The sequence below is a fragment of the Nocardioides sp. Soil774 genome (assembly GCF_001428125.1).
Lineage (GTDB): Bacteria > Actinomycetota > Actinomycetes > Propionibacteriales > Nocardioidaceae > Nocardioides.
This window is the reverse complement of the sequence record NZ_LMSM01000006.1, coordinates 231,193-248,316: the sequence shown is the minus strand read 5'-3', so window position 1 is coordinate 248,316 and position 17,124 is coordinate 231,193. Positions and strand designations below refer to the sequence as shown.

The following is a 17,124-nucleotide window of genomic DNA, read 5'->3' as shown; positions in this document are numbered from 1 at the left end:
TTTGCGCACCGGGGTGACGGGTGCCACACTAATAGCAGACCGATCGGTCAGTAAATGCTGCTGCGCCGCCGGTCCCGACGCATGCCACCGGAGGACGGATGACGACCACCCAGACCGCACCCCAGGCGCCCTCGCCCGACGCGCTCGAGCGCCACTTCGACGACACGATCGCCCGCAACGAGCGCATCGAGCCGCGCGACTGGATGCCTGAGGGCTATCGCAAGACCCTGGTGCGCCAGATCGCGCAGCACGCGCACAGCGAGATCATCGGCATGCAGCCCGAGGGCAACTGGATCACCCGTGCCCCGAGCCTGCGCCGCAAGGCGATCCTGCTGGCCAAGGTGCAGGACGAGGCCGGGCACGGGCTCTACCTCTACTCCGCCGCCGAGACGCTCGGCGTCTCCCGCCTCGAGCTGACCGAGCTCCTGATCGCCGGCAAGCAGAAGTACTCCTCCATCTTCAACTACCCGACGCTGTCCTACGCCGACGTCGGCACGATCGGCTGGCTGGTCGACGGCGCAGCGATCTGCAACCAGGTGCCGCTGTGCCGCACCTCCTACGGCCCCTACGGCCGCGCGATGATCCGCGTGTGCAAGGAGGAGTCCTTCCACCAGCGCCAGGGCTACGAGCTGCTCAGCACGATGATGCGCGGCACCGACGAGCAGCGCGCGATGGTGCAGGAGTCGGTGAACAGGTTCTGGTGGCCGGCGCTGATGATGTTTGGCCCGCCCGACGCCGACTCGCCCAACACCGCGCAGTCGATGGCGTGGGGGATCAAGCGCAACACCAATGACGAGCTGCGCCAGAAGTTCGTCGACATGTCGGTGCCGCAGGCCGAGGCGCTTGGTGTGACCTTCCCCGACCCCGAGCTGCGGTGGAACGCCGACCGCGGCCACCACGACTTCGGCGAGCCCGACTGGGAGGAGTTCATGCAGGGCGTCAAGGGCAACGGCCCCTGCAACGCCCAGCGCATGGCCCACCGCCGCCGTGCCCACGAGGACGGCGCGTGGGTGCGCGAGGCCGCGACGGCGTACGCCGCCCGATCGTCGGTCGAGGAAGTCGCGCAGCGACCGTCACGAGACCAGGACGGGGTGACGCGATGACCGAGCTCTCCGCCGAGGGCGGCCACGGGGCCGTGCCGCTGAAGGACGTCCCGACGGGCGAGGGCGTCACGCCGCCCGAGCCCGAGTGGCCCCTCTACGAGGTCTTCGTGCGCGGCAAGCGCGGGCTCAACCACGTGCACGTCGGCTCGCTGCACGCCGCCGACGACCGGATGGCGCTGCTCCACGCCCGCGACGTCTACACCCGTCGCAACGAGGGCGTGAGCATCTGGGTGGTGCGCGCCGACGCGGTGACCGCGTCGAGCCCGGACGAGAAGGACCCGATGTTCGCCCCGAGCGGCGACAAGGTCTACCGGCACCCGACCTTCTACGACATCCCCGACAACGTCCCCCACATGTGAACACCCCACGACGTTCTTCTTCCCCCGCTGCGCTCCTCCAGAACAACGCCGCGGGGACCCCGTTCCCTCCGACGATCGACGGACAGAGCTGATGACCGATCACGTGCACACCACACCCGAGGACGAGCACGACAACGCCTACGCCGGCCTGCTCGTAAACGACGCCCACTGGGCCTTCGGCACCGACTTCGAGGACCCCCTCGCGGGTGTCGACACGACGATCCCCGAGGGCGTCGACGCGCCCACCCTGGCGGCGTACGCACTGATGCTGGGCGACGACGCACTGGTCATGTCGCACCGGGTCTCGGAGTGGACCAGCAACGCGCCCGACCTCGAGGACGACATCGCGCTGTCCAACATCGCGCTCGACCTCCTCGGCCAGGCGCGGCTGCTGCTGGCCCGGGCCGCGAAGGCCGACGAGTCGGTCGTGCCCGTGCTGCCCGAGGGATCGCCGGCGCCCCCCGAGGACGCACTGGCGTTCTTCCGCGAGGCCCACGACTTCCGCAACGTGCGGCTCGCCGAGCTCGTCAACGGCGACTTCGCCGAGGCGACCGTGCGGGTGCTGCTCTTCTCGGTGTGGCGCCTCGCGCTGCTCGAGCAGCTGCGCGCCAGCCGCGACCACGTGCTCGCGGCCGTCGCCGCCAAGGGCGTCAAGGAGGTCGCCTACCACCGCGACTACTCCGCCCGCTGGTTCGTGACGCTGGCCCGGGGCACCGACGAGTCGCGCCGCCGGCTCCTCGCGGCGCTCGACGCGCTGTGGCCGCTGTGGCCCGAGCTCTTCGACACCCACCCGGTCGAGGCAGCAGCCGCGGAGTCCGGCGTCGGCGTCGACCCCGCCGGGGTGCGGGACGCCGCTGAGGCAGTGCTCGACCAGGTCCTCGCCGCCGCCGACGTGCCGCGGCCCGAGGTCGCCCGTCGGGCCGGCGTGCTCGGGCGCACCGGTCGCGACGGCATGCACGGCGAGCCGCTGGGCCGGATGCTCGCCGAGATGCAGTCGGTGGCGCGCGCGCACCCCCGGGGCCTGTGGTGAACCTCGACACGCCCGCTCGTTCCTCACGTGCCACTCGATCACCGAGCCGCTCGCTCGAGCGCGCCCGGGCGGTCGCCGGGAGGGTGACCGACCCCGAGCTGCCGATGCTCACGCTGGTCGACCTCGGCGTGCTGCGCGAGGTCGACCTGGTCGGCGACTCGCACGTCGTCGTCGACATCACGCCCACCTACTCCGGCTGCCCCGCGATGGCCGCGATGCGCGACGACCTCGTGCGCGAGCTGTCGGGTGCCGGCTTCGACCGGGTGGAGGTGCGCGTCAGCCTCGACCCAGCGTGGACGACCGACTGGATCACCCCCGAGGGTCGCGCCGCGCTGGCGGCCGCCGGGATCTCACCGCCCGGCCCGGCGCCGTCGACCGACGGGCCGATCCCGCTGACCCTGCTGCCCACCGCCCGTCAGGTCCGCTGCCCGCAGTGCGACTCGCCCGCGACCGAGCTGGTCTCGGAGTTCGGCTCGACGGCCTGCAAGGCGCAGTACCGCTGCACCGCCTGCCGCGAGCCCTTCGACCACGTCAAGGAGATCTGAGCCATGTCCTCGAGGCCGGCCGGCACGACCTTCCACGAGCTCACCGTGCGAGACGTCGCGCCACTGACCGACGACTCCGCCGCAGTCACCTTCGACGTGCCCGACGACCTGCGCGAGCTCTACGCCTTCGAGCCGGGGGAGTCGCTCACCCTGCGCCGGGTCGTCGACGGGGTCGAGCACCGCCGCACCTACTCCATCTGCGCGCCGGCCGGCGACGCCCCGCGCATCGGCGTACGCGCCATCCCCGGCGGCATGTTCTCGTCGTGGCTCATCCGCGACCTCGCCCCCGGCGCCCGCGTCGAGGTCGCCCCGCCGTCGGGCGGCTTCCGTGCCGACCCGGCCACCCCCGGCCGGCACCTGTGCATCGCAGCCGGCTCCGGCATCACCCCGATGCTCTCGATCGCGGCATCGGTGCTGGCCAACCCGGCGAGCTCGGTGACGCTGCTCTACGGCAACCGCGAGACGACGTCGGTGATGTTCGCCGAGGAGCTCGGCGACCTCAAGAACCTCCACGGCCCGCGCTTCGACCTGGTGCACGTGCTCTCGCGCGAGCCCCGCGACGTCGAGCTGTTCTCCGGCCGGCTCGACGCCGACCGGCTGCGTCGCCTGCTCGCGGTCAAGGTGCCGCTCGCGTCGGTCGATCACGTGTGGCTCTGCGGTCCGCTCGGCCTCGTGCAGGACGCGCGCGCCGTGCTCGACGAGCTCGGCGTGCCGAAGGAGAAGGTGCACTTCGAGCTGTTCTTCGTCGACGAGCCGCCGCCGCAGCTGCGCCACGCCGACCGGGTCGTCGAGGGTGTCACCAGCGAGGTCACCGTCGTGCTCGACGGACGTACGACGACCACGCCGATGTCGCGCGGCGCGACGATCCTCGACTCGGCCCAGGCCGTGCGCAGCGACCTGCCCTTCGCGTGCAAGGGCGGCGTGTGCGGCACGTGCCGCGCCAAGGTCGTCGACGGCGAGGTCGAGATGGTGCGCAACTACGCCCTCGAGCCCGCGGAGGTCGAGCAGCAGTTCGTGCTGACCTGCCAGTCGTTCCCCGTCAGCGACGCGGTCACCGTCGACTTCGATGCCTGACGCGCTCCAGCCCGCGCGCGACATGTGGGCCGCCGACGGCGCCAGCGCGATGCTCGGGATGCAGCTCGAGCACCTCGCGGAGGGCAGCGCGACGGTCACGATGGTGGTGCGGCCCGACATGGTCAACGGCCACGACCTGTGCCACGGCGGCCTCATCGCCAGCCTGGCCGACTCGGCCTTCGCGCTCGCGTGCAACTCCCACGGCCCGGTGACGGTCGCGGCCGGCTTCTCCGTCGACTTCCTCGAGCCCGGCCGCCTCGGCCAGACGCTGCGCGCCGAGGCCCGTGAGGTGTGGCGCCGAGGTCGCTCGGGGCTCTACGACGTCACGGTGTCAGCGGGGGAGACGGTCGTCGCGCAGTTCCGCGGCCGGAGCCGCACGCTGCGCTGAAGCGACGGCGCCGGGAACAACGGCCCGGCCGGCGCACGTCGAAGGACCCTGTGCCCAGACGCGCGATGCTCCTAACGTCGGGCCATGAAGGCTCCGTGGAAGCTGTGGTCCCTGCTCGTCGGTCTTCTCGCCCTCGCCGCCCCCGCGCTGGCCGTCACGGGTCCTGCCGCCGGGGTGCGCGCGACCTCCGCGCCGCCGACCCCGGTGCTGGTCGCCGTGCGCGCGACGCACGACGGCGGCACAGTCGATCGGGTCGTGTTCGAGTTCCGTGGCGGCCTGCCTTCGAAGCGCGACGTCGCCTACGTCGAGCGGGTCTTCGCCGACGGCTCCGGTCGTCCCGTGCGCATTGCGGGCCAAGCGCTCCTGCGGGTGCGCTTCGAACCCGCGCAGGCCCACACCGACGACGGGCAGCCGACCGAGGCACCGCGTCGCGTCGCGTTCGGCGTCCCCAACGTCCTGACCGCCGTGCGTGCCGGTGACTTCGAGGGCGTCACGACGTACGGTCTCGGGCTCGCCCGCCGGACTCCTGTGCGGATGACCACGCTGCAGGACCCCCCGCGGGTGGTGGTCAGGGTGGGCGCCGACTTCCCGGTCGTCATGCGCCATGTGTGGTTCTTCAACCGCCGGCGGTTCGTGGAGAACCGGGAGCCCTTCTTCGTGCGGAACCTACGGTGGGTCGCTCCAGGTGCCCCCGCCACCGCCCTGATGGACCGGCTCTTCGCTGGACCAGACCCCTATGAGCGGGCGCGCGGGCAGCGGTTGCTCCGGTCCGGCGCCAGCGGCTACGACGACCTGACCATCAGCAACGGCACCGCGGACCTCCGACTCACCGGCGGGTGCCGCAGTGGCGGGTCGACGGTCACGATCGCTGGGGAGATCCTGCGAACGCTCAGGCAGCTGCCCACAGTCGACCGCGTCGTCCTGCGCGACCCGGCGGGCCACACCCTCGACCCCACGGGCCCGGGCGACTCGACCCCGGCGTGCCTCGAGCCCTGACGTACGTCGGTGCGCCCGGAGGATCGTGGAGCTCACGTGCCGCTCAGTGGCTCACGGACTCCACCGTCGTGACGAAGTCCCCGGATATCCGGGGACTTCGCCGCGGCGGCGCCCCCGGCTACTCACCCCGCCGCAGCAGCCCGTCGAAAGCGAGCGTCGCGACCGTGTCGGCGAGGTGGTCCACGTCGACGTCGCCGCGCAGCCACTCGGTCATCGAGTTGACGGTGCCGAAGAGCAGCCGGCTGGCGAGCAGCGGATCGACGTCGGTGCGGATCTCGCCGGCGGCGGCGGCCTCGCGCACCATCTCGGCGAGGCGGTGGTCGATGTCGCGCCGACGGGCGAGGGCGTTCTTCTCCGCGGGCGTGTTGCCCCGCACCCGCAGGAGCAGCGTCACGGCGGGCAGGTGCTCGGCGAGCACGACGACGCTGGAGCGCACGGCCGCGCGCAGGCGCTGGGCCGGGGTCGCGGTGGTGTCGGCCTGCACCGCGTCGAGGGCGGCGGTCAGCTCGCCGAGCGCCTCGTCGAGGGCGCGCTCGAGCAGGTGCTCCTTGCCGGGGACGTGGTGGTAGATCGCCGACTTGGTGAGCCCGAGCTCGCGGGCGAGGTCTCCCATGCTCGTCGCGTCGTAGCCTTGCCTGTTGAAGAGCTCGATGGCCACGCGCAGCACCGTGGCCTGGTCGTGGCCCGGCCGGCCGCGGCGTACGCGCTCTGACATGGATGAACGTTCTCACGACCGACGGCCCACCCGGAGGACCCCGTGCTCGACCTGACTCCCCGCCCCGGCGACCTCGACCCGGTCGAGACCCTCCCCGTCGAGGAGCTGCGGGCGCTGCAGCTCGAGCGGCTGCGGTGGTCGGTGCGCCACGCCTACGACAACGTCGCGCACTACCGGCGTGCGTTCGACGAGGCGGGCGTGGGCCCCGACGACGTCCGGTCGCTGGAGGACCTGGCCCGGCTGCCGTTCACCACCAAGGCGACCCTGCGCGACAACTACCCGTTCGGCATGTTCGCGGTGCCTCGCGAGGACGTCGTACGCCTCCACGCATCGAGCGGCACGACGGGCAAGCCCACCGTGGTCGGCTACACCCGCGACGACCTCGACATGTGGGCCGACGTGGTGGCGCGCTCCATCCGCGCGGCCGGCGGGCGGCGCGGGATGGTGCTGCACAACGCCTACGGCTACGGGCTGTTCACCGGTGGTCTCGGCGCGCACGCCGGCGCCGAGCGCCTGGGCTGCACCGTCGTCCCGGTCTCCGGCGGCATGACGCAGCGCCAGGTGCAGCTGATCCGCGACTTCGAGCCCGACGTGATCATGGTGACGCCGTCCTACATGCTCTCGATCATCGACGAGCTCGAGGCGCAGGGCGTCGACCCGCGCTCGACCTCGCTCAAGGTCGGCATCTTCGGAGCCGAGCCGTGGACCAACGACATGCGGCGCGAGATGGAGGAGCGCACCGACATGCACGCCGTCGACATCTACGGCCTCTCCGAGGTGATCGGACCCGGCGTCGCGAGCGAGTGCGTCGAGACCAAGGACGGCCTGCACGTCTGGGAGGACCACTTCTACCCCGAGGTCATCGACCCGGTCACCGGCGAGGTGCTGCCCGACGGGGAGGAGGGCGAGCTGGTGTTCACGACGCTGACCAAGCAGGCGATGCCGGTGATCCGCTACCGCACCCGCGACCTCACCCGCCTGCTGCCCGGGACCGCGCGCACCATGCGACGGATGGAGAAGATCACCGGGCGCACCGACGACATGATCATCCTGCGCGGGGTCAACCTCTTCCCGACCCAGATCGAGGAGATCGTGCTCGGCATCCCGGCCCTGTCGCCGCACTTCCAGTGCCACCTCGACCGCTCGGGCAACCTCGACACCCTCACCGTCCGCGTCGAGCGGCGCGAGCACACCACGGACGCCGAGGCCGCCGCGGCGCAGGCCTCGCTGGTCCACGCGATCAAGGCCTCGATCGGGGTGAGCGTCGCGGTCGACGTCGTAGACGTGGCGTCCATCGAGCGCTCGGTCGGCAAGATGCGGCGCATCGTCGACCACCGGCCGCCGCGCTGAGTCGCGGACATTTGCCGCCCGGGCGACGCGGGGCGCTAGAGTGGTCGCAGCGTCCAGACGCCGTGCCGCACTGACCACCCCAGGTCCACCGGCCACCGCGCACCTGACGCCCGCTCCACACCTTCACGCCTGTGCGTGGCGGGCCAGAGCCGCACCCGGGCTCGCCTGCCCCGCGACGCGTATCCAGTCCGGGAGGACACCTTGGCCCAGCGCCAGCGCTCACGCGGCGGACGACGCACCCCTGCGCACGCCCGCCACAAGGACAACGAGGGCATCGTCCCCGTGCTCGCCCGCGCCGTGCGCGAGCTCGAGTCCGCCGTCCAGCGGGGGCCGCTGGCCCCGGGGCAACGGGTCCGCTTCCAGGTGGTGGCGCTGCTCGTGCGCGAGCACCGCAGCGACGTACGCGCCTCGACCGAGCTGTCCGACGCCCAGAAGGGCGACGAGCTCAAGCGCCTCGACGGGATCGCGACGATCCTGGCCAAGACCGCGACGCGCGACCCCTCGCTCTTCGGCCTGCTGTCCGAGGAGGCCGTCGTCACCGACACCGCTCGCGACCTGCGCCTGGAGATGCTGCGCAAGGCCGGCGTCGAGCCGGTGGTCGAGGAGCCCAAGCCCGACGACGAGGCGGGCCCCGGACTCGGCGAGCGCCGCGTGGTGCCGCAGTCGGTCGTCCAGCACCAGCTCGCCAACCCGTTCCTGGCGCCCGACTTCGGCATCGGTCGCGAGCGCCGCCGCGTCCACGGACGGCTCTCCACCTGGGAGCTGCTCGGTCCGCTCTTCCGCTCCTTCGAGCTCGGCGGCGCCTCCTCCTGCATGGACCTGCCCGAGGCGACCTCGCTCAACGCCCCCGGCAAGCTCGAGCTCATGCCGCACCAGGCGCGGCTCATCGCGTCGGCCGCCGAGGGCCACCGCACCTTCCTGCTCGCCGACGAGCCGGGCCTCGGCAAGACCGCGCAGGCGCTGCTCGCCGCCCAGGCCGCCAACGCCTTCCCGCTGCTCGTGGTCTGCCCCAACGTGGTCAAGACCAACTGGGCGCGTGAGACCGAGCGCTGGACGCCGCGCCGCCGCGCCACCGTGATCCACGGCGACGGCACCGAGGTCGACGCCTTCGCCGACGTCATCATCGTCAACTACGAGATCCTCGACCGCCACGTCGGCTGGCTCGGTGACTTCGGCTTCCGCGGCATGGTCGTCGACGAGGCCCACTTCATCAAGAACAAGACCTCGCAGCGCTCGCGCCACGTGCTCGAGCTCTCCGAGCGGCTGCGCACCCGCACCGCCCGTCCGCTGCTGATGGCGCTGACCGGCACCCCGCTGATCAACGACATCGAGGACTTCCGCGCGATCTGGCAGTTCCTCGGCTGGATCGACGACACCATGCCGACGGCCCGGCTGATGGAGGCGCTGGAGGAGACAGACCTGACGCCGGCCGACCACCCGTTCTACCCCGCGGCGCGCAAGGCCGTGATCGACATGGGCATCGTGCGTCGCCGCAAGGTCGACGTCGCCGAGGACATCCCGGCGCGCCGGATCGCTGACATCCCCGTCGAGCTCGACGACGAGGACACCCGCTCGATCCGCGGCGCCGAGGAGGAGCTCGCCCGGCGGCTCGTCCAGCGCTACAAGGCCGCGCTGGAGACCCGTCGTACGGGCTCCGTCGTCGACGGCATCGACCACGAGCTCGTACGCCGCGTCGCGACGTGGGAGCGCGAGGAGATGGACTCCGGCACCGGGGGCGAGAACGTCTTCTCGATGTTCCGCCGCATCGGGCGCGCCAAGGCCGGCCTGGCCGCCGACTACGCCGCGCAGCTGGCCCGCAACGTCGGCAAGGTGGTTTTCTTCGCCCGCCACGTCGACGTCATGGACATCGCGGAGGACACCTTCACCCGTCGCGGGCTCAAGCACACCTCGATCCGCGGCGACCAGACCGCGCGGGCGCGCGAGAAGGCCATCGAGTCCTTCGTCAACGACCCCGACGTCAAGGTCATCGTCTGCTCGCTGGCTGCCGCCGGTGTCGGCGTCAACCTGCAGGTCGCCTCCAACGTGGTGCTCTCCGAGCTCTCGTGGACCGACGCCGAGCAGACCCAGGCGATCGACCGCGTGCACCGCATCGGCCAGAGCGACCCGGTGACGGCGTGGCGCATCATCGCCGCCCAGACCATCGACACCCGCATCGCCGAGCTCATCGACTCCAAGGCCGGCCTCGCCGCGCGGGCGCTCGACGGCTCGGACGAGGAGGTCACGTCGTCGGCCAACATCCAGACCGAGGCGCTGGTCGCGCTGCTCACCGACGCCCTGGAGCGCGAGCTCGCCTGAGACCCACCCCTCGGGACCTGCTGGGGACCACTGCCCCTTGTCCCACCGGTCCGTGACCGGTAGGCAGGAGGCATGAGCGAAGAGCGCGAGACCTACGGCGACATGTCGGTCGACGACGAGGACCAGCTGCAGCCCGAGGACACCCTGGACGACACCGACCTCGACGACGTCCTCGACCGCGGCTACTCCCCGCCCGACCGCGCACCCAAGGGCTACGACGACTACCCGACCGAGGCCGAGCGCCTGCAGGGGGAGTCCCTCGACGAGAAGCTCGCCGAGGAGGAGCCTGACATCGACCCCTACGCGGAGGTCGACGACGACAGCGACCGCGAGGACGAGAACGCCCTCGACGAGCAGCTCGGCCTCGACGAGGCCGACCCGCGCTCGGGCCGGCTCGTGCAGCCAGACGAGGGCTTCGGTGAGGACACCGACAAGCAGGAGCTCGCCCTCGACGTGGGCATCGACGGCGCCGGTGCGTCTGCCGAGGAGGCCGCGATGCACATCACCCGCGAGCCGGAGCCGGAGTCCTTCGAGGGCTGAGCCTCCCCCTCTCTTTGGTCGCGATCCCCGGATATCCGGGAAACTGGAGCCTCACCCCCGAAGCTTCGGGGGTGAGGCTCCAGTTTTGATGGTGCAGTCCTGCTCCGGGATGCCTGGACCGACGCCGTGCCACGGAACTGCGCCGCGGAGGATGACGTCCCACGCACATGAGAGCCAGGGTCCTGCTCGGCACGTGCCTCACGCTGGGTATCACTGTCGTGTCGTCGAGCTGTGCGAGTGACGGCAGCAGCTGCGCCACCGTGGTGTCCTACGCCGAACCCGTCCTGACGATCCGTCACGTCACAGGCCCCGGTGGAGTGCCGGTCGGGACGGTCGAGGTGACGCGGCTGCGTCGTGACGGGCGCCCGGCGCTCACCGAGGTGGCGAAGGGACTGCGGTTCGGCCGGGAATGGATCCCCGGTCTGGTGACGAACGATGCTGACCTGCACTCGAACCTTCAGGTGTCCGGTGGCCGGCTCCTCTGCGAGGTGCCGTGTGCGTTCGGATCCTTCGCTGACACCGACGCCGAGCTGCGTGTCGCCGCAAGCGGTGCGCACGGCACCTGGCGAGGGCCTGTCGGCTACGGCACGAGCCGCGGCTGCGGACCGACGCTCGACGACGGCGTGGACCTCGAGCTCGTGCTCAGCGAGCCGCGCCGATGAAGTTGGTCCTCGCGTTCGCGTTGTTGGCGTCGAAGCGGCCGGTGCGGAGCGGCTGGCCCTGGCGCGGGTGCAGGCTGCACGGCGACGGCGTGGTGGCGTACTTCTTCTCGCCCGCGGTGCTTGGGAATGAAAGCAAGATTGCTTGCAGCAGCGGGCTCACGTCGTGGCCGCCACAACCCGGCTTGCGGGCCTAGGATCCTCGGCGTGCGGGACGAGATGACGACGCCGACAGGCTGGGACCAGAGCGACGATCACGCGCTGGGCTCGCCCGCTCTCGGCGTGATCGCACTGGTCGTCGCGCTCCTGAGCGTCGTGTGCGCTCCCACCTACTTCTTCAGCGTCTTCGCCTACCTGGGCGCCGTGGTGGCGGTGCCGCTGGGCCTTCTCGCTCGCAGCGTCCCCGAGGATCGCGGGCTCGGGACGGTCGCAGTCGCGCTGGCGGTCGCGGCGTGCGTCGTCGCGACTGCGGTCCTCGTCTCCGTGGGGGGCTGACCCGGGTGCTCCAGTCCCGCAGCCAGGTGCTCCAGCGCTCCCGGCTGTGCGGGCGAGCATCGCGTCGTTGGGTGGACTCAATGGGGAGGTCGCGTCGCCGGTGGGCGACCACGCGCATCAGCAACCAGCCGGGCAATCCGGCGACCGCCCCGGGGGGCCTGCCCCTCGATGGTGAGCTGGGCTCGGTGGAAGTCGTAGTGCTGCGTGCCGTAGTGGTAGACCTCCTCCAGCGTCATCGTGTCGCGGAAGAACGGGTCCCAGTCGACCGGGAAGTGCATCCGCCGGGCAAGAGCCGCGTCGGACTCGGCATCGAGGCGGCGGTGGAGTCGATCGATCGTGCGGTCGAGCTGCCCGGTCAGCCGTGCCTCGTGGAACACCAGCGCCCCGCCGACAGAGCCGAGGTAGTTGATGTGGTGGAACGGCCGCGTGCCAGCGTCCAGCACCGCTGCGAAGGCCCGGCCCAACGGATCGGGGAGCCGCCCGAAGAGACAGACCAGTCGCAGCAGGCGGCTCACGACGAGGTAGCCGAACGCCATGTGCCAGAGCATCTGCTGGTTGGTCCAGCGGGTGCCGTCGGTGCGACGACGCAGATCGGCGGTCGTGGCGGTCGCGACCAGGTGATGCAGGTCGGTGCGGACGCGTTCCAGCTCGTCGTGGATGGACCTCCGGTCAGGAGGCTGGCCGTTCACGGTCATGGAGTCACCCGCCTCAGCGCTCAGAGATACGTGTCCGGGACAGGCCCAAGCACGTCCATGTGGCTCTCGGCCGCGATCTGCTCCAGCACCTCGGCGGCGTCGCGATGCAGGTGCAGCGGCGGACCGAAGCCGGGTGGCTCGCCCTGGGTCTGCACGAGCGCGAACTCACCGGCCGTCTGCGCGGACGTGGCCAGGACCAGGGCCTCGAAGTTGCCCAGGTCCAGACGGCGTCCTTCACCGGGCGGAACCACGAAGGCAGCGGTCATGCCCAGCAGCATCCCGCCGCCCGCAGCGCACCGCAATGGCCCGCGTCAGCCCATCCGCCGCAGCACGCCCACCGGCACCCGCTTGATCACGAACCCCAGCGGCACCCACGGCCAGGCGGGCACGACTGCCGACTTCTTCTGCTTCTCGATCGCCTCCACCATGGCGCGCACGCCCTTCTCGGTCGAGGCCATCAGCGGCGTCTTCGCCGAGGTCCCCGACATCTCGGAGACGATGTAGCCGGGGTAGAGCACGGTCACCTTGATCGGGGTGCCGTGCACGTCGGCGCGGAAGCCCTCGGCGAGGTGCGCGACCGCGGCCTTGGTGGCGGCGTACGTCGTGATGTTCCTCGGCATCCCGCGCAGCGCGGAGAACGACGAGACCATCACGAGCTGCCCGGCGCCCTGGGCGCGGAAGATGGCGGCGGCGGCCTCGGTCTGCGCGAGCGCGCCGATGAAGTTGGTCTGCGCGGTCTCCTTGTTGGCGTCGAACCGGCCGGTGCCGAGGGGCTGGCCCTTGCCGAGGCCGGCGTTGACGACCACCTTGTCGAGGCCGCCGAGCTCGGCCCGGAACTCCTCGAAGACGCGGAAGACGGCGTCGTGGTCGTTGACGTCGAGCGCCTTGACCACGACCCGGCGCCCGGGGTGCGCGGTGGTGATCTCCGCGGCGAGTGCGTCGAGCCGGTCCGTACGTCGTGCGCAGAGGGCGAGGTCGTAGCCGAGAGCGGCGTACTGGCGGGCCATCTCGGCACCGAGGCCGCTGCTGGCACCGGTGATGAGGATCGAGGGCATCAGAGGGTCCTAGCGGTAGGTGAGCAGGTCGGGGGAGAGGTGGTCGTGCGCGTTGAACGACACGAGCGTCGTGCCGCGAGCGCCGCACACGACGGTGGAGGTGCCGGTGTTGATCGACACCGGGTTGAGCCGCAGCCACAGGTCGGTGCGAGCGTCCTCGCCGTCGGCGAGCAGCGAGGCGACCGCCCAGGCGATCGGGCCGCCGCTCGTCAGCACGACGGCAGTGCCGCGCGCGGGCAGCGACGCCACGAGCCGGTCGAAGGCCGACCGCACACGTGCGGTGAAGGCACCGAACGACTCGTCGTAGGCCTCGTCGTGGTCACCGGAGGTCCAGCGCAGCGTCGCCTCCTCGAACCAGCGCTGGAAGGCGGCCTTCTCCGACTCGCCCTCCTCGGTCGTGGGCTGGTCGTGGACCGCGAGCACCTGGAGGTGGTCGAACTCGTTCCAGCCCGCGTCGAGGGACACCTCGCACGACCAGCCGCCGCCCTCGAGCACGCCGCTCGCGGTCTGCGCGTGCCGCCGCATCTCGCCGGCGACGACGACGTCGGGCGCGAGCCCGCGCACCGCCAGCGCCGCACCGAGCACGCGCGACTGCTCGTGGCCGGTGGGGGAGAGGTTGTCGTAGTCGGCAGCGCCGAACGACGCCTGGCCGTGCCGGACCAGCAAGATCCTGCTCACGAAGCGATCAGCCCGTCGACGCGGCGCCCGATGATCTGGACCGCCGGCCCGAAGAGGGCGTACATCTCGTTGGTGGTCTGCCCGTGGAACCAGCGGTAGTAGATCTGCTGGGCGATCACGGCCATCCGGAACAGCCCGAAGACCTCGTAGAACCGCCATTGCTCCGGCGTCACGGAGCGGCCGGTCCGCTCGGCGTACGCCGCCACGAACTCCTCGCGCGTCAGCATCCCGGGCAGGTGCGTCGGCACCCGCCGCATCATCTGGAACTCCTCGGTGTCGTCTGCCTGCACCCAGTAGGCCATCGACCCGGCGAGGTCCATCAGCGGGTCGCCGAGGGTGGCCATCTCCCAGTCGAGGACACCCACCACGCGCGTGACGTCGTCGGAGGAGAGCACGAGGTTGTCGAGCTTGAAGTCGTTGTGGATCACGCAGGTCGCCACGTCGTCGGGCTGGTGGGCGTCGAGCCACGCCATCACGGACTCCAGGTCGGGCACGTCGTCGGTGCGGGCGTTGCGGTAGCGCGTGGACCAGCCCTCCACCTGGCGGCGGACGTAGCCCGCGCCCTTGCCGAGGTCGGCCAGGCCCGCGGCCTGCGGGTCGATCCCGTGCAGCTCGGCGAGCACGTCGACGGCGTCGAGGCACAGCGCGCGGGCCTGCGCGGGCGACAGGGGCACGTCGGCCGGCCACTCGCTGCGCGGGATGACGCCGGCGATGCGGTCCATGGCGTAGAAGTCGCCACCGACCACGTCGGCGTCGTCGCAGAAGGCGACCATCGGGGCGACGTAGTCGAAGACTGGGGCCAGCGCGGACTGGATGACGTACTCGCGGTGCATGTCGTGCGCACCGCGCGCCTTGGTGCCCTGCGGGGCGCGGCGCACGATCAGGTCGCGGCCGCAGGGGTAGCGGAGGAGGTAGGTCAGGTTGGAGGCGCCACCCGTGAACTGCCGCACCTCCGGCTCGCCCTCGAGGCCGTCGGGGGTCGCGGCGTGCTTGCGCAGCCACGCCGCCACCCGCGTGACGTCGAAGGCGTCCTCCGCACGCACCTCGCGCGCGCCCGGCACGGCCGTCACGACGTCCCCTCCGAGAGGGCCTCGAGCTTCGCCGCCTGGGCGCGCATGACCGCGTCGTAGGCGGGCCGGTCGGCCCACTTGAGGAAGTAGGCCTGGCGGGCCGCCTCGTCGGGCACGATCACGTCGTCACCGGCGTCGATGCCGGCCAGCACGGCTGCCGCGATCTCCTCGGCGGTGGTCCGCGAGCGCTCGACCAGCCCGCCGACGACCTGGCCGACGAGCTCGTCGCTGCCCTGCATCGAGTCCATCAGGTTGGTGCGGAAGTAGGACGGGCACACCACGCTCGCGCGGATGCCGTACGACGCCAGCTCGTGGCCGCACGTCTCGGTGAACGCCACCACCGCGGCCTTCGTGGCGTTGTAGGAGCCCATCCCGCCCGGGTGCACGAGGCCGGCGAGCGAGGCGACGTTGACGAGGTGGCCGCTGCGCTGCTGCTTGAGCATCGGCGTGAACGCCCTGGTGCCGCGGACCAGGCCGAAGAGGTTGACCTCGGTGATCCACTGCCACTCCTCGATGGTGCAGCGGTCCACGCGCCCGCCGCCGGCGACGCCGGCGTTGTTGACCAGCACGTCGAGGCCGCCCCAGCGCTCGCGCACCGCGTCGACCGCCGCGGCCCAGTCGTCGTCGGAGGTGATGTCGAGGACGAGGTCGATGCCACCTTCGACGGATGAGCCGGCGACGCGGTCGGTGGCGAGCACCTCGTCGCCACGCTCGCGGAACGCGGCAGTGAGCGCGGCGCCGAGGCCGGAGGCGGCTCCGGTCACGAGGACGCGCCTCACGAGGCGTGCTTCCCGAGCTCGATCTTCGCCACGACGTTGCGGTGCACCTCGTCGGGGCCGTCGGCCAGCCGCAGCGTGCGTGCGCCCACCCAGGCGGCGGCCAGCGGGAAGTCGTCGGACACCCCGGCGCCGCCGTGCAGCTGGATCGCCATGTCGATGACGTCGAGTGCCATGTTGGGCACCTCGACCTTGATCTCGCTGACCGCGGAGTAGGCCTCGCGGCTCATGCCCTGGTCGAGCAGCCAGGCGGCGTGCATCACCAGCAGGCGGGAGCGGTTGATGGCGATGCGGGCGTCGGCGATGCGCTCGCGGTTGCCGCCGAGGTTGGCGATGGGCTTGCCGAAGGCGGTGCGCTGCAGCGCGCGGGCGCAGCCGAGCTCGAGGGCGCGCTCGGCCAGGCCGATGGCGCGCATGCAGTGGTGCACGCGGCCCGGGCCGAGGCGGCCCTGGGCGATCTCGAAGGCGCGGCCCGGGCCGAGCAGGATGTGGGACGCCGGCACGCGCACGTCGTCGAAGGACACCTCGCCGTGGCCGAGCGGCTCGTCGTAGTAGCCCATCGTGGTGAGCATCCGCTCGACCTTCACCCCGGGGGTGTCGCGCGGCACGAGCACCATCGTGTGCCGGGAGTGGCGGTCGGCGTCGGGGTCGGAGAGCCCCATGAAGACCAGGATCTTGCACTCGGGGTTGCCGATGCCGGTCGACCACCACTTGCGACCGTTGATCACCACCTCGTCGCCCTCGACCCGCGCGGTGGCGGCCATGTTGGTGGCGTCGGAGGAGGCCACGTCGGGCTCGGTCATGCAGAACGCGCTGCGGATCTCCGCGCGCAGCAGCGGCTCGAGCCACTGCGCCTTCTGCTCGTCGGTGCCGTACTTCAGCAGCACCTCCATGTTGCCGGTGTCGGGCGCGTTGGAGTTGAAGACCAGCGGCGCCAGGAACGAGCGCCCCATCGCCTCGGCCACCGGGGCGTAGTCGACGTTGGAGAGTCCCTCGCCGCCGTCGGTGCCGAAGTCGGCGGCGTAGCGCCCGGCGTGCGCGGCCGGGAGGAACAGGTTCCACAGGCCCTGGGCGCGCGCCTTGGCCTGGAGCTCGGCGATGACCGGGTCGGGCGTCCAGGAGTCGCCGCCGGACTCGCGCAGGCGGGTGATCCGGGCGTGGGTCTCGGCCTCGATCGGCTCGATCTCGTCGGTGACGAACGTGCGCACCCGCTGGGTGAGGTCGGCGGCGCGCGGGGAGAGGGAGAAGTCCATGTCATTGACCTTCGCACACTGTTGAGC

The 17,124-nt window shown here is 71.7% G+C and carries 21 protein-coding genes; 12 read left to right on the top strand and 9 right to left on the bottom strand.

The window, feature by feature from the left end:
- Positions 1-98: 98 nt before the first annotated feature.
- The 7 genes from paaA (at position 99) to ASG76_RS06775 (ending at position 5,495) form a co-directional block, all read left to right on the top strand.
- Positions 99-1,103 carry a 1,2-phenylacetyl-CoA epoxidase subunit PaaA gene (gene paaA, locus ASG76_RS06805; RefSeq protein ID WP_056601651.1) on the top strand — a complete coding sequence of 335 codons (1,005 nt, stop codon included), beginning with the start codon at positions 99-101 and terminating at the stop codon, positions 1,101-1,103.
- Positions 1,104-1,141: 38 nt separating this feature from the next.
- Entirely contained in the window at positions 1,142-1,462 is a 321-nt protein-coding gene (gene paaB / locus ASG76_RS06800; protein ID WP_200948120.1) for a 1,2-phenylacetyl-CoA epoxidase subunit PaaB, read from the top strand.
- Between the two features lie 91 nt (positions 1,463-1,553).
- Complete coding sequence (paaC, locus tag ASG76_RS06795) at positions 1,554-2,492, top strand: 1,2-phenylacetyl-CoA epoxidase subunit PaaC (RefSeq protein ID WP_056601645.1); 939 nt, start codon at positions 1,554-1,556, stop codon at positions 2,490-2,492.
- A gap of 83 nt (positions 2,493-2,575) precedes the next feature.
- Entirely contained in the window at positions 2,576-3,037 is a 462-nt protein-coding gene (gene paaD / locus ASG76_RS06790; RefSeq protein ID WP_235529437.1) for a 1,2-phenylacetyl-CoA epoxidase subunit PaaD, read from the top strand.
- A 3-nt stretch (positions 3,038-3,040) separates the two neighbouring features.
- On the top strand, positions 3,041-4,111 hold the full coding sequence (gene paaE / locus ASG76_RS06785; RefSeq protein WP_056601642.1) for a 1,2-phenylacetyl-CoA epoxidase subunit PaaE: 1,071 nt from the start codon (positions 3,041-3,043) through the stop codon (positions 4,109-4,111).
- Positions 4,104-4,499 (top strand): hydroxyphenylacetyl-CoA thioesterase PaaI, encoded by a 396-nt coding sequence (gene paaI, locus ASG76_RS06780; protein ID WP_056601638.1) that lies wholly within the window; start codon positions 4,104-4,106, stop codon positions 4,497-4,499. Before paaE ends, paaI begins: the two co-directional genes overlap by 8 nt.
- Positions 4,500-4,583: 84 nt before the next feature.
- Entirely contained in the window at positions 4,584-5,495 is a 912-nt protein-coding gene (locus ASG76_RS06775) for a GerMN domain-containing protein (RefSeq protein ID WP_056601634.1), read from the top strand.
- A gap of 118 nt (positions 5,496-5,613) precedes the next feature.
- Here ASG76_RS06775 and ASG76_RS06770 read toward each other — a convergent pair whose 3' ends face one another.
- Positions 5,614-6,210: a TetR/AcrR family transcriptional regulator gene (locus ASG76_RS06770; protein WP_056601631.1), complete on the bottom strand. Its 597-nt coding sequence runs from the start codon at positions 6,208-6,210 to the stop codon at positions 5,614-5,616.
- Positions 6,211-6,252: 42 nt separating this feature from the next.
- Between ASG76_RS06770 and paaK the strand changes: the two genes are divergently transcribed.
- From paaK to ASG76_RS06750, 4 genes are all read left to right on the top strand, one after another.
- Positions 6,253-7,560, top strand: a complete 1,308-nt coding sequence (gene paaK / locus ASG76_RS06765) for a phenylacetate--CoA ligase PaaK (protein WP_056601627.1) — start codon at positions 6,253-6,255, stop codon at positions 7,558-7,560.
- 201 nt (positions 7,561-7,761) lie between these two features.
- Positions 7,762-9,876: a DEAD/DEAH box helicase gene (locus ASG76_RS06760; RefSeq protein WP_056601623.1), complete on the top strand. Its 2,115-nt coding sequence runs from the start codon at positions 7,762-7,764 to the stop codon at positions 9,874-9,876.
- 72 nt (positions 9,877-9,948) lie between these two features.
- Positions 9,949-10,416 (top strand): DUF5709 domain-containing protein, encoded by a 468-nt coding sequence (locus ASG76_RS06755; RefSeq protein WP_056601620.1) that lies wholly within the window; start codon positions 9,949-9,951, stop codon positions 10,414-10,416.
- A gap of 260 nt (positions 10,417-10,676) precedes the next feature.
- On the top strand, positions 10,677-11,078 hold the full coding sequence (locus ASG76_RS06750) for a hypothetical protein (protein ID WP_162254093.1): 402 nt from the start codon (positions 10,677-10,679) through the stop codon (positions 11,076-11,078).
- Here the strand turns inward: ASG76_RS06750 and ASG76_RS06745 are convergent.
- Entirely contained in the window at positions 11,059-11,214 is a 156-nt protein-coding gene (locus tag ASG76_RS06745) for a hypothetical protein (RefSeq protein ID WP_157559000.1), read from the bottom strand. The genes ASG76_RS06750 and ASG76_RS06745 overlap by 20 nt on opposite strands.
- Positions 11,215-11,282: 68 nt before the next feature.
- Between ASG76_RS06745 and ASG76_RS06740 the strand changes: the two genes are divergently transcribed.
- Positions 11,283-11,570 (top strand): hypothetical protein, encoded by a 288-nt coding sequence (locus tag ASG76_RS06740; RefSeq protein ID WP_056601612.1) that lies wholly within the window; start codon positions 11,283-11,285, stop codon positions 11,568-11,570.
- Positions 11,571-11,647: 77 nt separating this feature from the next.
- On the opposite strand, the gene ASG76_RS06735 is transcribed toward ASG76_RS06740, so the two are convergent.
- Genes ASG76_RS06735 through ASG76_RS06705 form a run of 7 tightly spaced genes read right to left on the bottom strand, consistent with a single transcriptional unit; the run spans position 11,648 to position 17,097 of the window.
- Positions 11,648-12,265, bottom strand: a complete 618-nt coding sequence (locus ASG76_RS06735) for a DinB family protein (protein WP_082587324.1) — start codon at positions 12,263-12,265, stop codon at positions 11,648-11,650.
- A 20-nt stretch (positions 12,266-12,285) separates the two neighbouring features.
- On the bottom strand, positions 12,286-12,531 hold the full coding sequence (locus tag ASG76_RS06730; protein WP_157558999.1) for a hypothetical protein: 246 nt from the start codon (positions 12,529-12,531) through the stop codon (positions 12,286-12,288).
- Positions 12,532-12,576: 45 nt separating this feature from the next.
- Positions 12,577-13,320: an SDR family oxidoreductase gene (locus tag ASG76_RS06725; RefSeq protein ID WP_056601607.1), complete on the bottom strand. Its 744-nt coding sequence runs from the start codon at positions 13,318-13,320 to the stop codon at positions 12,577-12,579.
- 9 nt (positions 13,321-13,329) lie between these two features.
- Positions 13,330-13,998 carry a histidine phosphatase family protein gene (locus tag ASG76_RS06720; RefSeq protein ID WP_056601604.1) on the bottom strand — a complete coding sequence of 223 codons (669 nt, stop codon included), beginning with the start codon at positions 13,996-13,998 and terminating at the stop codon, positions 13,330-13,332.
- Positions 13,995-15,068, bottom strand: coding sequence for a phosphotransferase family protein (locus ASG76_RS06715; protein ID WP_056601601.1), 1,074 nt, complete (start codon positions 15,066-15,068; stop codon positions 13,995-13,997). Before ASG76_RS06715 ends, ASG76_RS06720 begins: the two co-directional genes overlap by 4 nt.
- Positions 15,065-15,832 (bottom strand): SDR family NAD(P)-dependent oxidoreductase, encoded by a 768-nt coding sequence (locus ASG76_RS06710; protein ID WP_200948089.1) that lies wholly within the window; start codon positions 15,830-15,832, stop codon positions 15,065-15,067. Before ASG76_RS06710 ends, ASG76_RS06715 begins: the two co-directional genes overlap by 4 nt.
- Positions 15,833-15,843: 11 nt before the next feature.
- Entirely contained in the window at positions 15,844-17,097 is a 1,254-nt protein-coding gene (locus ASG76_RS06705) for an acyl-CoA dehydrogenase family protein (protein ID WP_056601594.1), read from the bottom strand.
- Positions 17,098-17,124: the final 27 nt, after the last annotated feature.

Excerpts from the sequence above, each read along its gene's own strand:
- ASG76_RS06725 (WP_056601607.1), bottom strand. The coding sequence starts at position 13,320 with ATGCCCTCGATCCTCATCACCGGTGCCAGCAGCGGCCTCGGTGCCGAG.
- ASG76_RS06730 (WP_157558999.1), bottom strand. The coding sequence starts at position 12,531 with ATGACCGCTGCCTTCGTGGTTCCGCCCGGTGAAGGACGCCGTCTGGAC.
- ASG76_RS06775 (WP_056601634.1), top strand. The coding sequence starts at position 4,584 with ATGAAGGCTCCGTGGAAGCTGTGGTCCCTGCTCGTCGGTCTTCTCGCC.
- ASG76_RS06705 (WP_056601594.1), bottom strand. The coding sequence starts at position 17,097 with ATGGACTTCTCCCTCTCCCCGCGCGCCGCCGACCTCACCCAGCGGGTG.
- ASG76_RS06755 (WP_056601620.1), top strand. The coding sequence starts at position 9,949 with ATGAGCGAAGAGCGCGAGACCTACGGCGACATGTCGGTCGACGACGAG.
- paaA (WP_056601651.1), top strand. The coding sequence starts at position 99 with ATGACGACCACCCAGACCGCACCCCAGGCGCCCTCGCCCGACGCGCTC.
- paaE (WP_056601642.1), top strand. The coding sequence starts at position 3,041 with ATGTCCTCGAGGCCGGCCGGCACGACCTTCCACGAGCTCACCGTGCGA.
- ASG76_RS06770 (WP_056601631.1), bottom strand. The coding sequence starts at position 6,210 with ATGTCAGAGCGCGTACGCCGCGGCCGGCCGGGCCACGACCAGGCCACG.
- paaI (WP_056601638.1), top strand. The coding sequence starts at position 4,104 with ATGCCTGACGCGCTCCAGCCCGCGCGCGACATGTGGGCCGCCGACGGC.
- ASG76_RS06735 (WP_082587324.1), bottom strand. The coding sequence starts at position 12,265 with ATGACCGTGAACGGCCAGCCTCCTGACCGGAGGTCCATCCACGACGAG.
- paaC (WP_056601645.1), top strand. The coding sequence starts at position 1,554 with ATGACCGATCACGTGCACACCACACCCGAGGACGAGCACGACAACGCC.